Raw genomic sequence first — 14168 nt, forward strand, 5'->3', positions numbered from 1 at the left:
TGTATGCCCAATTAACTTAATTATTTAATAACTTATTAAGTTAATGGGTTAATGGGTTAATGGGTTAATGGGTTAATGGGTTAATGGGTTAATGGGTTAATGGGTTAATGGGTTAATGGGTTAATGGGTTAATGGGTTATTGGCTTGGTGGGACGCACGGTGCCGCTCAGGCAAAGTGTTCTATCGCCCATTCGATAAATACCCGCAGCTTGCTGCTCAGGTGACGATTGGACGGGTAGACCACGTAGGTGGGTTCCGCCGGCGGCTGCCAGTCGTCGAGAATGCTGACCAGCTCGCCGCGCGCCAGATGCGGCTGCGCCATAAAGCTCAGCGTCTGCACAATGCCCAGCCCGGACAATGCCGCGGCCAGCAGCGTGCCGCCTTCGTTGACGCTGATTTGATAACGGTGCTGGATCTCAAACTGTCGGCCCTCTTCGACAAAACGCAGCGGCTGGATGCGATCGTTTGCCGCGTGCCGGTAGTGCGCCAGCGGAAAGCCCTGCTCCAGCTCGGCAGGATGGCGTGGCGTACCGTAGCGCGCCAGATAGCCCGGCGTGGCGCAGGTCACCCAGCTCAGGTTGAACAGCCGGCGGGCGATCAGACTGGAGTCCGCCAGCGGCCCGCTGCGGATCACGCAGTCGGCGTTGTCATTAATCAGACTGATTTGCCGGTCGCTGACGCCAAGGTCGATCTGAATCTGCGGATAGCGGGCGAAGAAGTCCGGCAGCGCCGGCAGCAGCAGCTGACGCGCGGTACTGCCGCCGACGTCGATGCGCAGCACCCCCTGCGGCGAGCTTTGCGATTCGGTCATGCAACCTTCCATCTGCTCCAGCTCCGCCAGCCATTTTACCGTGCGGCGGTAATAGCATTCGCCTTCCGGCGTGACCGCCACGCTGCGGGTAGTGCGCTGCAGCAGCTTGGTCTGCAGGTGATTTTCCAGGCTGCGGATCAGCTTGCTGACGGTGGCTTTCGGCATCCGCAGCGCATCGGCGGCGCGGGTAAAGCCGCCGGTTTCAACGACGCGGATAAAGACGCGAATCGCCAGTAAGTGATGATCCATGCTGCTCCTGAGTTATGTCAGGGCGCGACGCGGCGCGCCCGTAATGCGGGTTAACACTGTTTAGCGCCAACCCGGTCGGAACGCAAGGATAAACCGAACACCAGCGCTGCCGACAGGATCAATGCGCCGCCGAACAGCATGGCGCTGCTGACCCCTTGCCAGTCCACCACTTCGCCGCCGAGCAGCGCGCCGGAGGCCAGCGCAATCTGGATCACGCACACCAGCAGCGCCTGCCCGGCTTCCGGCGCCTGCGGCACCGCGGCGAACATCCAGTTGGCTGTGCACACCGGCACGGCGCCGAAGGCCAGCCCCCAGATCAGCACCATCAGCGTGGCGCCGGCCACGCCGCTTAACAGCGGCGAGACGATCAAAATCCCCGCCAACATCACGGCGATCAAAATACAGGTAGCGCGCAGGCTGTGCTCCGCCAGGCGTTCGCCGGCGAAGGTGCCCAGCAGGCCGATGGCGCCATAGGCCAGCAGCTGCAGGGAAATGGTCGACGGACTGAGGACAAACACCTGTTGCAGCAGCGGACGCAGGTAGGTGTAAGCGGCAAAGTGGCCGATAAACAGCAGCACGATGGCGAGCAGCCCGATCCGCGCCAGCGGCAGGCGCAGCGGCAGCAGCAGATCGCGCACGGTGACCGCGCGCGACGGCGGTACCGGGGTCAGCAGACGCAGTTGCGCCGCCAAAACCAGCAGCGCCAGCGCCGCGCTGCCGAAGAAGGCGCTGCGCCAGCCGAAGGTATCGCCGATCAGCGCGCCGGCGGGCACGCCGCATACCGCGCCGACCGAAATACCGCTGAGGATCAGCGCGGTGGCGCGCCCCTGGCTGCTCTCCGGCACCAGATGGCGGCCGTAGTTGGCGGCGAACGACCAGAAACCGCCGACGCAGACGCCGAGCAGCACCCGGCCGAGCAGCATCATCGGGAAGTTGACCGCCAGCGCGGAAACCAGATTGGACACAATCAGCAACAATGACAGCCCGAGCATCAGCAGGCGACGATCGAGGCGTCCGGAGGCCAGACTCAGCAGCGGTGCGGCGACGGCGGCCACGATGCCGGGCATGGTGACCATCAGCCCGGCGGTGCCGGTGCTGACGTCCAGCGACGGGGCGATATTGGTCAGCAGGCCGATGGGTAAAAACTCGGTGGTGACCATCACAAAACAGGCGACCGTCAGGGAGAAAACGGCGGCCCAGGGCGAGTTTGCAGGCTTATCTTTATTATTCAGCATAGTAGCGATTATCTCAGCGGGTGCATGCCAACGGGTGATGGCATCTTGAAGTGACTGAGATCGCAATTTACGCAGTGCGCCGCGGCGGATAAATATCTTCGCTGTGGTTACACTGTTTATCGTGGTGGATAATTTAACCCGATGAAATGCCGATATTTATTTTCTTATTTGTGATTTTTGGATATTGATATTTCCTTGATTGATAACGCTCGCGCCAAGGGCCGATCCGGCAACTGACCTTTGACGCGCTGGGGAAGGTCGCGGACGGAGCGTATCCTCCCGCCGGTTATGTGGAGCGACGCTAGGCCTGCTGCGTGATGTTCAGCCCATCCACAATCGTAATCATCACCTCGGCGCAACCCGTACGCGCCTGCTTTGCCCGCTGATAGGCCTCGGAGCGGTAACAGGCCAGCGCGCTCTGGTAGTCGTCAAACTCAATCAGCACATGCTTGGTAAAGGGCGCGCCCTCCAACGATTCGGCCTGTTCGCCGCGCGCCAGAAAACGCGCGTTGTACTGACGGAACGCCTCGGGGGCGGCGGCCATATATGCCTGATAACGTTGCGGATCTGTCACCGTGACGTGGGCAATCCAGTAAGCGGGCATCGGTTACTCCTGTGGTTGCAGTATCAGCCTGGCCAGCGCGGAGGCTTCGGTCAGGTGCTCAAACACTTCCTGCTTCGCCTGCGCCGGGTCGTTTTTCTCAATCGCATTGAAGATGCGCGTCATGCGTTCATAACCCGCCACCTGCCGCTCATGGGTTTTTAGCGTCAGCGCCCGCAGCCGGCTGATGCGGCTGTTGAGGCGCTGCACGATCTCCCAGGCGATGGCGTGCCCGGCGACGTCGAAGATGGTTTTATAAAACTCCTGCGAGGCGTCGACGCGCTTGATGTCATCCTGCTCGCGGGAGGCGCGGTCGATGTGCAGCAGCTTCTCGTGCAGCAGTTTCTTATCCTTGCTTTTGGCGTGCAGCGCGCAGTCGTGCGCGGCTTCCTGCTCCAGCAACAGGCGGATATTGTAAATCTGTTCGGCAATCTCCCAGGTGAGGATCGCCACAATCGGCCCTTTTTTGGGCAGAATCTCAATCAGTCCTTCCGCTTCCAGATAACGGATCACCTCGCGCACCACGCTGCGGCTGACGCCCAGCTCCTCGCTGAGCGTTCGTTCCACCAGCCGGTCGCCGGCGGCGAAGTAGCCGGAAATAATCGCGCGGCGGACGTTATTCAGCGCCAGTTCACGCAGCGTCAGCGGCGCGTTTTCAATCTTCAGTGGGGTGTGCGTCATCCTGTCGGTCTCTCTCATCGGTATCACTTCCTTGGCTATTACTCTTAGCACCTTTTCCCTGAACAATGCAATGTTGTTCTGATGGTATACCAAACGCCATGCCGGCGAAAAAGGAAATCAGGCGTAGATCACAAATTCATCACATCGGTAAAAAAATCTCCTCACCACTATAGCCTATCCGGCGAAAAAGGCGGCGCAGCGCGGTTTTTGTCCGCCATGTCGCCCGCAGTTTACGGTGCGCAGCCGATCGGGCCGGGCAGAGACGCCGTCATTTTTCTCCGGATTTATACCGTTGAATACGCACTGTTTTTTTGCACATCCTCGCTTATTTTTGTCGGTTGATATTATGGTATACCAAACTTTGACATGGCGTATTTTCCGATGCTATACCCCAAATCGCTCACTCATTAACATTTGATTTACTTTTTGAGGAACCCTATGCATCCGATGATTCGTAAAACGCTGGTGTCTACCGAAACGCTGTATATCGACGGCGGTAAAGCGGCGGCCAAACCCCTAGTGATGATTGCCGCCGCCGCGGTGATTAAGAACCCCTGGGCCGGTCAGGGCTATGTGGAAGACCTCGGCCCGAAAATCCGTGAACTGGCGCCGGTGCTCGGCGAGCTGCTGACCGGGCTGATTGTGAAAGAGGCCGGCGGCGGCGAGCGGGTGGAGGCCTTCGGCAAATGTGCGGTGGTCGGGATGGACGGCGAGCTGGAGCACGCCTCGGCGCTGATCCACACGCTGCATTTCGGCAACCACTATCGCCATGCGGTGCAGGCCAAAAGCTACCTGGCGTTCAATAACACCCGCGGGCCGGCCAACGCGCCGATCCTGATTCCGATGATGCAGAAGAATGACGAAGGCAGCCGCGAACACTACCTGACCTATCAGTTCGCCATCGCCGATGCGCCGGCCGGCGATGAAATCGTCGTGGCGCTGGGCGCGGCGTTAGGGGGGAGACCGCATCACCGTATCGGTAACCGTTATCAGGATCTGAAAGAGCTTGGCCACGATGCGCAAAACCCAGCGGCTGTCTGAATTCAACCTGCAGGCGAGCTACCTGGAAGCAGGCCAGGGCGAGCCGCTGCTGCTGATTCACGGCGTGGGCATGAACGCCGACGCCTGGGAACCACAGTTCAGCGCCCTGCAGGCGCAGTTTCACGTCATCGCCGTGGATATGCCGGGGCATGGCGGAAGCGACGGCTTTACCCATGCGCCGACGCTGCAGGATTACGTGGCGTGGATGGCGGCGTTTCTGCGCACCCGTCCGCAGCAGCGCTTTGCGGTGGCCGGCCATTCGATGGGGGCGCTGATTGCCGCCGGGCTGGCGATCGACCATCCGGAGCTGGTCAGCCACGCGGTGGTGATGAGCGGCGTTTATCAGCGCAGCGAGCAGGCGCGCGCTGCGGTGCTGCAGCGTGCCGGTGAACTGGCGCGCGGCGATGCGCAACTGGACTCGCCGCTGGCCCGTTGGTTCAGTGATACGCAGGAACAGGCGGCGCTGCGGCGGCGGGTCAGCGGCTGGCTTAATCAGGTCAGTCGCGACGGCTACGCCAAGGCGTATCAGGCGTTTGCCGCCGGCGATGCGGTCTATGCCGGCCGCTGGGGCGAAATACTTTGCCCGGTGCTGGTGCTGACCGGCGAGCTGGACGCCAACTCCAGCCCGGCGATGGCGCGGCAGATGGCGCTTGCGGCCCCGCAGGGGCAGGCGGTGATCGTCAACAACGCGAAACATATGGTGAATCTGACGGACGCGGCGCGGGTCAACGAGGAGCTGCTGGCCTTTTTAACCCCGACGCACCGGCACGCTACGGCAGGAGTGAACGATGGACATTGAACAACGCAGACAACTACGTGACGCCTTCGGCGCCTTTATGACCGGAGTGACGGTGGTCACCGGGCTGGATGCCGACGGGCAGCCGATTGGTTTTACCGCCAACTCCTTTACCTCGGTATCGCTGGATCCGGCGCTGCTGCTGGTCAATATCGACAAGCGCTCGGCCAATCTGGCGAACTTTACCGACGGTGCGCACTTTGCCGTCAATATTCTGGCCGAACAGCAGAAAGAGACGTCGAATATTTTCGCCCAGAAGGTGGACGACCGTTTTGCACAGGTGGCATGGCGACGCAGCGCCGCCGGCGTGCCGCTGCTGGACGGCAGCTCGGCCTGGTTCGAATGCGAACGTTTTCAGGTGGTGGACGCCGGTGACCACGTGATTCTGATCGGCAAAATCAGCGCCTTTGACTCCAGCGGCACCGCCGGGTTGGGCTACTACCGCGGCGCCTACTTCACGCCGGCGCAGAACGCCGAATCGCTGGTCAGCGGGCCGGAAGTGGTGGTCAGCGCGCTGATTGAATTTGACGGCAGCGTGGTGATGGTCAAACAGCAGGACGGGCGCTTCCGCCTGCCGTCACGGTCGGTGGCCGGGCGCAGCGTCGGCGACAGCCTGACGGCGCTGCTGCAGGAGCTGGCGCTGCCCGCCAGCCCGGGCTTTGTTTACTCCATTTATGACGACCGCCAGTCGAACAGCCAGCATATTGTCTTCCTGTGCGCGCTGCCCAGCGACGCTGGCGACAGCGTGCCGCAGGGCGAACAGGCCTGCTGGCTGCCGCTCGCTCAGACGGCGACGCTGCCGATTGATGATGCGGCGCTGAAGTCGATGCTTAACCGCTTCGTGCGTGAAAACTCGGTGGGCAATTACAGCATTTACTACGGCGATGAGCACAGCGGTGCGATCAAACGATTTGCCAGCTGAGGCTGGGCGGGAGCGAACGATGAAACTGTCTTTATTTATCCATATGGAACGAACCACCCCCGATGAGCCGCAGGAGCAGCTCTACGAACAGATGATGGAGCTGTGCGAAATCGCCGATCGCGGCGGCGTACACACCATCTGGACCGGGGAGCACCACGGCATGAATTTTACCATTGCCCCCAATCCGTTTATCAATCTGGTGGATATTGCCCACCGCACCCGGCAGGCGCGTCTGGGCACCGGCACGGTGATTGCGCCGTTCCATCACCCGGTGCGGCTGGCCGGCGAAGCGGCGATGACCGATCTGATCACCGACGGGCGGCTGGAGCTGGGGATTGCCCGCGGCGCCTACAGCTATGAATACGAGCGCCTGATGCCGGGGCTGACCGCCTGGGAGGCCGGGCAGCGGATGCGCGAGCTGATCCCGGCGGTGAAGAAACTGTGGCAGGGGGATTACGCCCATCAGGGCGAGTACTGGTCTTTCCCGTCGACCACTTCGGCGCCGCAGCCGAAACAGCAGCCGCATCCGCCGATCTGGGTGGCGGCGCGCGACCCGAACAGCCACGAATTTGCGGTGAAAAACGGCTGTAACGTGCAGGTGACGCCGCTGCATCAGGGGGAAGAGGAGATCGTCCGGCTGGTAACCTGCTTTAAGGACGCCTGCCGCGAATATGCGCCGCAGCAGCCGCTGAAAATCATGCTGCTGCAACACGGCTATGTGGCCGAGGACGAGGCGGACGCCCAGTTGGCGGCGCAGGAACTTAACCGCTTCTACCATTATTTCGGCGCCTGGTTCAAGAATGAGCGCCCGGTCAGCCAGGGGTTGATCAAGCCGCTGAGCGACGAGGAGATGGCGGCCAATAGCTATTACAACGCAGAGATGATGCGCAATAACCTGGCGATCGGCACCGCCGATGAGGTGGTGGCGCGACTGAAGAAATATGAGCAGATGGGCTATGCGGAATTTGCCCTGTGGATCGACAGCGGAATGTCCTTCGCGCGGAAAAAAGCCTCGCTGGAGCGCTTTATCCGCCATGTAATGCCTGAGTTTCACTGAGGCGGGAGGAAATGATGGAGTCGTTTGATCTCTATATTAACGGGCAGTTCGAGCCGGGCGCGGCGCGCTTTGACTCGCTGAACCCGGCGACCAGCGAACCCTGGGCCAGCGTGGCCGAGGCGCACGAGGCGGAGGTGGATCGCGCGGTGGAGGCTGCCTGGCAGGCGTTTCACCGCCCCGAATGGCGCAATATGACCGCCGGCGCGCGCGGCAAACTGCTGATGAAACTGGCGGATCTGGTGGAGGCCAACGCGGCGGAGCTGGCGCGGCTGGAGACGCTGGACAGCGGTAAAATCATCCGCGAAACCCGCGCGCAGATCGCCTATGTGGCGGAGTATTACCGTTATTACGCCGGGCTGGCCGACAAGATGGAAGGGCACGTGCTGGCGATCGATAAACCGGATATGGAAACCTGGGTGCGCCGCGAGCCGGTCGGGGTGGTGGCCGCGGTGATCCCGTGGAACAGCCAGCTGTTTTTGTCGGCGGTGAAGATTGGTCCGGCGATCGCCGCAGGCTGCACGCTGGTGGTGAAAGCCTCCGAGGCCGCCCCGGCGCCGCTGCTGGCCTTCGCCCGCCTGATCGATCGGGCCGGTTTCCCGCCCGGCGTGTGCAATGTGATCACCGGTTTTGCCGAACGCTGCGCGGCGCCGCTGACGCGCCATCCCAAAGTAGACCGCATCGCCTTTACCGGCGGCGCGGAAACGGCGCGCCATATCGTGCGCAACAGCGCCGAGAACCTGGCCAGCACCTCGCTGGAGCTGGGCGGTAAATCGCCGTTTATCGTCTTTGAGGACGCCGATCTGGACAGCGCCGCCAACGCGCAGGTGGCGGCGATTTTCTCGGCCTCCGGCCAGAGCTGCGTTGCCGGCTCGCGCCTGCTGGTGGCGGAAAGCGTCAAGGACGCGCTGCTGGAGCGGCTGCTGGCGAAGGTGCGCACTATCGTCATCGGCTGTCCGCAACAGCCGGAAACCCAGTTCGGCCCGCTGTGCACCGCGCGGCAAAAGGCGCTGATCGAACAGGTGGTTGAACGTTCGCTGGCGCAGGGCGCCCGGCGGCTGACCGCCTCGCAGCCCATCGACGGCCCCGGTTTTTACTACCCGCCGACCATCCTGGACTGCAGCGACTGCCCGCAGGCGGAGAGCGTGACGCGCGAGCTGTTCGGCCCGGTGCTGTCGGTGCTGAGCTTCCGCGATGAAGCCGAGGCGATCGCCCTGGCGAACGCCACGGAGTACGGGCTGGCGGCCGGGGTGTTTACGCAAAACCTGACCCGCGCCCACCGGGTGACCCGCCAGCTGCGCGCCGGCGTGGTGTGGCTCAACACTTACCGCGCCGTTTCACCGCTGGCGCCGTTCGGCGGCTACGGCCAGTCCGGCTTCGGCCGCGAAGGCGGCATGGAGGCGGCGCTGGAGTACACCACCAGCAAAACCGTCTGGTTACGCACCAGCGATGCGCCCATCGACGATCCCTTCGTGATGCGCTAGCCGTCCCGCTTCCCCTCCCCGCTGCGGGGAGGGGCTGCCTTACCCTCTACCCGATAAAAAATATAACGGTGTAAACCGGAGGATGTTATGCGTTCTCAAACACAACCAAGCGGCCTGATCGAGGATAAATCCATCGATTATGTGCCGGCCTCGGAGCGCCACGGCGAGGTCAAAAGCCTGTTCACCCTGTGGTTCTGCACCAATATCGCGCCGCTGGCGGTGGTGACCGGCGCCATCGCCACCCATACGTTTGGGCTGAATATTCTGTCGGCGATGACGGCGATTATCGCCGGGCATATGTTCGGCGGCGTCTTTCTGGCGCTCACCTCGGCGCAGGGGCCGCAGGTGGGCATTCCGCAGATGGTGCAGAGCCGCGCCCAGTTCGGCCGCTACGGCTCGCTGCTGGTGATCGCCTTTACCACGGTGATTTATCTCGGCTTCTTTATTTCGAACATCACCCTGTCCGGCAAGGTGATCAATAACGTCCTGCCGGCGCTGCCTGTCCCGTACGCCACGGTGCTGGGGGCGCTGTTGGCGACCGCCATCGGCGTGGTTGGCTATAGCTTTATCCATAAAATCAACAAGCTGGGCGCCTGGATTATGGGCGCTGCGCTGCTGCTCGGCATGGCGGTGATGCTGACGCAGCCGCTGCCCGGCGATTTCTGGCTGCGCGGACGTTTTTCGCTGAGCGGCTGGTTTGCGACGTTTTGCATCGGCGCGGTCTGGCAGATCAGCTTTTCGCCGTATACCTCAGACTATTCGCGCTACCTGCCCGCCGAGGTGGGGATCCGGCGGCCGTTTCTCTATACCTGGCTGGGCGCCTGCTGCGGCACAATCCTGGCGTTTCTGTTCGGCATGGTGGCGGTCAATCTGGTGGGCGGCAACGTTGAGGCGATGGCGGCGGTGCGGCAGGCCACCGGCTGGCTGGGGCCGGTGCTGATGGGGCTGTTCCTGATCAATATCATCTGCCATAACGGCATGAATCTCTACGGCGCGGTGCTGTCGCTGATTACCGCGGTGCAGACCTTTATGCCGCGCTGGCAGCCCAACGCGCAGGTGCGGGTGCTGTTTTCCGCACTGGTGCTGCTCGGATCGGTGCTGGTGGCGCTGGCGGCGTCGGCCAATTTCGTCAGCTTCTTTATCAATCTGATTCTGGCGCTGATCGCGGTGCTGATCCCGTGGTGCATGATCAACCTGATCGACTTTTACCTGATCCGCAAGCAGCGCTACGATATCGAGGCGATTTTCCGCGCCGACGGCGGCCGTTACGGCCTGCTGAACGGGCGGGTACTGGCGGTGTATTTCGTCGGCATCGTGGTGCAGCTGCCCTTTATGGAGAACGCCTTTTTCAGCGGGCCTTATTCGCAGCTGGTTCCCGGCGCGGATATCTCCTGGGTGATCAGCCTGGTGGTCACCGGCCTGCTGTATCCGCTGTGCTGCTGGCGCAGCGATCTCCGCCTGGCGGCCGCGCCGCGCGAGTAAGCGTTTACCGGAGCCGGGCGTTACAGGCCCGGCGCTTTCCACAGCGAGGTGGTCAGTCCGTGGTCCACCAGCGTCAGCTGGTCGGCGTACACCTCCAGCCAGTTCTCTTTCTGCCGCTGATACAGCGCATGGTGCTCCGCGTTGGGCTGATACTGGCACTCCCAGCGCACCAGACGTTCGCCGGTGGCTGCCAGATCGTCGAACAGCCCGGCGCCGACGCCGGCGGCGATGGCGCAGCCCAGCGCGGTGGCCTCTTTCACCACCGGTACCCGCACCGGCAGCCCGGTGACGTCGCTGAGGATTTGGCTCCACAGCTTGCCTTTCGCACCGCCACCGGCAAACACCAGCGCCGGCGGCTGTACGCCGGAAAACTGCGCGATCTGCGCCAGGTTGCAGGCGGCGACGATCGCCGCGTTCTCCTCCAGCGCGCGGAACAGCGTCTGCTTGTTACAGCGCTGCGGATCCAGCGACATATTGATAAAGGAGGGCGCCGCGTGGTACCAGCTTTTAAAATGCATGGCGTCGGAAAATATCGGCGTCACGCCGTAGGCGCCGGGCGGCACCCGTGCCGCCATCTCCTCCAGCAGCGTATAGGCATCGACCCCCAGCCGTTCGGCCAGCAGTTTCTCCTCGGCGCAGAAGGCATCGCGGAACCAGCGCATGGTCAGGCCGGTGAAAAAACTGATCGCTTCGGCCTGCGCCATACCGGGGATCACATGCGGGTTAATACGGATATTCATCGCCGGATCGGTCTGCGGCTGCGGCAGATTGACGATTTGCTGCCAGAACGTGCCGCCCAGCACCGCGGTTTGCCCGGCCTGCACAACCCCCAGCCCCAGACAGCCAAGCTGCACGTCGCCGCCGCCCATCACTACCGGGGTGCCGGCCGCGAGGCCGCTTTGCCGCGCGGCCTCGTTGGTGACCCGCCCCAACTGGCTGCCGGTTTCCCGGACCGGCGACAGCAGATCGGCGCGCAGGCCGGCCATATCCAGCAGCGCCGGCCGCCAGTCGCGACGGGCTAAATCCAGCATGCCGGTGGTGCCGGCGTTAGAGGGATCCACCGCCAGCTCGCCGCTGAGACGGTTGGCCAGCCAGTCGCTGATCATGGTCATCGTTGCCGCCCGGCGGTAGATGTCCGGGCGATGGTGCGCCAGCCACAGCAGACGCGGCATGGCGCTCAGCGCCAGCGTCTGGCCGGCGTAGCGGTAAACTTCCTGCTCAAACTGATGGTTATGCAGCGCCTTCAGATCGCTGACCTCACGGCTGGCGCGGGCGTCGACGTTGGCGCAGGCCCAGACGGCGTCGCCGTTGCGGTCGTACAGCACAATGCCTTCGCGCATTGAGCAGCAGGCGACGGCGCGGATGTCGCCCGGCCCGGCGTCGGCGCGTTCAAGCGCCTGTTGAATGCAGCGGCAGGTGAGCCGCCAGTTATCGGCCAGGTCAAACTCCATGGAGCCGGGCACGTCCGGCAGCGCCAGATGTTGCCACTCCGCCTGTCCGTAAGCGATTTGTCGGCCTTCCAGATCGAAAATCACCGCCCGAATGCTGCCGGTCCCTGCGTCTAATGCCATCAACAAGTTGCGCATAATTCACACTCTTCGCCAGCCAGATCTTAACTATAGATGGCGTTACCGGGCGGCGAGGGGGCGGAGACGGGGGCGCGGTGACAGAACTGTGAGGCGCGCTGCAAAATCGGCGGGGCGGGGCGGCAATCGCGGCGCGGGCGCCTAGGATTGGGGAGTCAACCCGCGCATTTTAAGGAGCCGTTATGCACGTCACGCTGGTGGAAATCAACGTTAAGCCGGATAAGGTGGAAGAGTTTATCGAGGTGTTTCGCGCCAACCATCTGGGGGCGATCGCCGAACCGGGCAATCTGCGCTTTGACGTGTTGCAGGATGAAACCATCCCGACTCGTTTCTATATTTACGAAGCCTACCGCGATCAGCAGGCGGTGGATGCGCACAAGCAAACTCCGCACTATCTGCAGTGCGTGGAACGGCTGGAGGCGCTGATGACTGGCCCGCGCAAGAAAACCACTTTTATCGGCCTGATGCCGGCGTAAAAAAACGGGCAGCTGTGTTGCCGCTGCCCGTGTCAGGTTAACGCTGGCTGGCGTAATGCGGCGAGCGTGGCCCGTACAGAATTGCGCCGTCATGGCCGGCGGACAGCAGACGGGTGTTGGTGATAGCGCCAACATCGAAGCCTTTGTCGCTGAGCGTATTGGCGATTTGCGCGATGGCCGCGTTGATCACCATGCCGAGCAGGCCGGCGCCGCTGTTGTTGCTGTTCTCGTTGCTGGAAGCGGTAGCGCTGCCCGACCACAGCGCCTTGCCGTTACGCAAATCGAGCAGGCGCGCGTTTACGGTCACGCGGGTTTCGCTGTCGATCACCCGATAGCTGGTGCCGTACTGCACAATGTCCAGATACAGCACCGCGTCGGCGCCGAAGATCTGATGCAGCTTCTGCAGACTGACGGCGCGGATATCGTTTGCATTGCTCAGGCCGTTTTGCTGGAAGGTTTCCTCAACCACCGCGACCGGGAACACGTAATAGCCGGCTTCAGCCAGCGGCAGGGTAGCGGTGGACAGCACGCTGTGGCTGGCTTTGACATCCGGTGACTGGTTGACCGGCGGCGGAACCAGAATCGAGGCCGGCTTGCTTTCGTGAAATGCCGCATAATCATACGGCGCTTTCTTGGCGCAACCGCTCAGCAGCAGAACCGCTGTAGCGGCAACTAAACCGAGTATCCGTTTCATTTAAAACTCCCTTTATCCTTGGCCATCAGGAAATCCATAAATCTGGCGGATTCCGGGAACAGGCGTTTTTCCGTATTGAATTCGGTAAAAGCCTGATCCGGACGGCCGCTTTTGGCGTACAGCAGCCCCAGCTGCGCATGCAAGCCGGGCGGTACCGCCTTATTTTTGGCGCGGGAGGTTTCAACGGTCTGGTTCAGCGTCGCGATCTGTTGTTCCGTGCTAACGCCATCCTGTTGATAATACTGATAAAGTGTAGTCTGATAATGATCCCAATTGTACAGCGTTTTTGGCGCGGCGCAGCCGGCCAGCAGGGTTGCTGCCAGCAGCACCCCACTTATATTTTTTATGGTCATTGTTGCACTAATCCGTTAGTTGGTCGGGCGCCATGCGCCGCTTTCGATGCCGTTGACTAAATTGTTCACTGCTTCGCGTACGGCCAAATCCAGTACTTTGCCGTTCAGGGTCGAGTCATAGCTGGCGGTGCCGCCAAAACCGATGATCTCACGGTTAGACAGGCTGTATTCGCCGGCGCCCTGGGTGGCGTAAACCACCTCGGAAGTCTGAACGTTCACTACATTCAGATTTACCTTGGCATATGCCACCTGCGATTTACCGCGGCCGAGAATGCCCCATAGCTGATGATCGCCCACTTCTTTGCGGCCGAATTCGGTCACGTCGCCGGTGATCACGTAGTTGGCGCCTTTCAGCGTTTGTTTTTGCCCCTTCAACCCGGCTTCGGTCTTCAGCTCAGCCATATTGGCGCGATCGAGCACGTTAAAACGGCCGGTCTGCTGCAGGTGAGTGATCAGAATGGTTTTTGACTGGTTGCCCAGGCGATCCACGCCGTCGGAGAAGATGCCGTTCATATAGCTGGAACGGTTATCAAATTTACCGACGGCGATCGGGCTACGTGGCCCCTGATAGTGGCTCTGGTAGGAAGCCACTTTCGGCACGTCCAGTGAACGGGAAGATTCTGTTGCACAGCCGGCCAGCAACATGGTGGAAAGGGCAAGAGAACCCAATACGAGTGATTTTTTCATAGAAATGAAATCTCTC

General features: G+C 61.8%; 15 protein-coding genes. 7 read left to right on the forward strand and 8 right to left on the reverse strand.

Annotation, left to right across the window (positions count from 1 at the left end; translation table 11 throughout):
- Positions 1-166: 166 nt before the first annotated feature.
- From CLM71_RS06380 to CLM71_RS06395, 4 genes are all read right to left on the reverse strand, one after another.
- Positions 167-1060: a LysR family transcriptional regulator gene (locus CLM71_RS06380; RefSeq protein ID WP_105230249.1), complete on the reverse strand. Its 894-nt coding sequence runs from the start codon at positions 1058-1060 to the stop codon at positions 167-169.
- 50 nt (positions 1061-1110) lie between these two features.
- Entirely contained in the window at positions 1111-2295 is a 1185-nt protein-coding gene (locus tag CLM71_RS06385) for an MFS transporter (protein ID WP_105230250.1), read from the reverse strand.
- Positions 2296-2596: 301 nt separating this feature from the next.
- Entirely contained in the window at positions 2597-2899 is a 303-nt protein-coding gene (locus CLM71_RS06390) for a DUF1330 domain-containing protein (protein ID WP_105230251.1), read from the reverse strand.
- A gap of 3 nt (positions 2900-2902) precedes the next feature.
- Entirely contained in the window at positions 2903-3595 is a 693-nt protein-coding gene (locus tag CLM71_RS06395; protein ID WP_105230252.1) for a GntR family transcriptional regulator, read from the reverse strand.
- 420 nt (positions 3596-4015) lie between these two features.
- Here CLM71_RS06395 and CLM71_RS06400 point away from each other — a divergent pair, with 420 nt between their 5' ends.
- The 6 genes from CLM71_RS06400 to CLM71_RS06425 all read left to right on the forward strand — a co-directional run bounded on the left by CLM71_RS06400 (position 4016) and on the right by CLM71_RS06425 (position 10356).
- Positions 4016-4618, forward strand: a complete 603-nt coding sequence (locus tag CLM71_RS06400; RefSeq protein WP_105230253.1) for an amino acid synthesis family protein — start codon at positions 4016-4018, stop codon at positions 4616-4618.
- On the forward strand, positions 4593-5417 hold the full coding sequence (locus CLM71_RS06405; protein ID WP_105230254.1) for an alpha/beta fold hydrolase: 825 nt from the start codon (positions 4593-4595) through the stop codon (positions 5415-5417). Before CLM71_RS06400 ends, CLM71_RS06405 begins: the two co-directional genes overlap by 26 nt.
- Positions 5407-6336: a flavin reductase family protein gene (locus CLM71_RS06410; RefSeq protein WP_105230255.1), complete on the forward strand. Its 930-nt coding sequence runs from the start codon at positions 5407-5409 to the stop codon at positions 6334-6336. The genes CLM71_RS06405 and CLM71_RS06410 overlap by 11 nt, the downstream gene beginning before the upstream one ends.
- 19 nt (positions 6337-6355) lie before the next feature.
- Positions 6356-7393: an LLM class flavin-dependent oxidoreductase gene (locus tag CLM71_RS06415; RefSeq protein ID WP_105230256.1), complete on the forward strand. Its 1038-nt coding sequence runs from the start codon at positions 6356-6358 to the stop codon at positions 7391-7393.
- 11 nt (positions 7394-7404) lie between these two features.
- Positions 7405-8874: an aldehyde dehydrogenase gene (locus CLM71_RS06420; RefSeq protein WP_234008623.1), complete on the forward strand. Its 1470-nt coding sequence runs from the start codon at positions 7405-7407 to the stop codon at positions 8872-8874.
- A gap of 87 nt (positions 8875-8961) precedes the next feature.
- A complete protein-coding gene (locus CLM71_RS06425) occupies positions 8962-10356 on the forward strand; it encodes a cytosine permease (protein WP_105230257.1) in 1395 nt (464 codons plus the stop codon).
- Positions 10357-10376: 20 nt separating this feature from the next.
- Here CLM71_RS06425 and lsrK read toward each other — a convergent pair whose 3' ends face one another.
- On the reverse strand, positions 10377-11942 hold the full coding sequence (gene lsrK, locus CLM71_RS06430) for an autoinducer-2 kinase (RefSeq protein WP_105230258.1): 1566 nt from the start codon (positions 11940-11942) through the stop codon (positions 10377-10379).
- Between the two features lie 182 nt (positions 11943-12124).
- Here lsrK and lsrG point away from each other — a divergent pair, with 182 nt between their 5' ends.
- Complete coding sequence (gene lsrG, locus CLM71_RS06435) at positions 12125-12418, forward strand: (4S)-4-hydroxy-5-phosphonooxypentane-2,3-dione isomerase (RefSeq protein WP_105230259.1); 294 nt, start codon at positions 12125-12127, stop codon at positions 12416-12418.
- Between the two features lie 37 nt (positions 12419-12455).
- On the opposite strand, the gene CLM71_RS06440 is transcribed toward lsrG, so the two are convergent.
- Genes CLM71_RS06440 through CLM71_RS06450 form a run of 3 tightly spaced genes read right to left on the reverse strand, consistent with a single transcriptional unit; the run spans position 12456 to position 14152 of the window.
- On the reverse strand, positions 12456-13112 hold the full coding sequence (locus CLM71_RS06440) for a DUF799 domain-containing protein (RefSeq protein WP_105230260.1): 657 nt from the start codon (positions 13110-13112) through the stop codon (positions 12456-12458).
- Positions 13109-13465: a DUF4810 domain-containing protein gene (locus CLM71_RS06445; RefSeq protein ID WP_105230261.1), complete on the reverse strand. Its 357-nt coding sequence runs from the start codon at positions 13463-13465 to the stop codon at positions 13109-13111. Before CLM71_RS06445 ends, CLM71_RS06440 begins: the two co-directional genes overlap by 4 nt.
- A gap of 15 nt (positions 13466-13480) precedes the next feature.
- Positions 13481-14152, reverse strand: coding sequence for a CsgG/HfaB family protein (locus CLM71_RS06450; protein ID WP_105230262.1), 672 nt, complete (start codon positions 14150-14152; stop codon positions 13481-13483).
- Between the last annotated feature and the right edge of the window lie 16 nt (positions 14153-14168).

This window comes from Serratia sp. MYb239, from assembly GCF_002966855.1.
In the GTDB taxonomy this organism is placed as follows: Bacteria; Pseudomonadota; Gammaproteobacteria; order Enterobacterales; family Enterobacteriaceae; genus Serratia_B; species Serratia_B rhizosphaerae.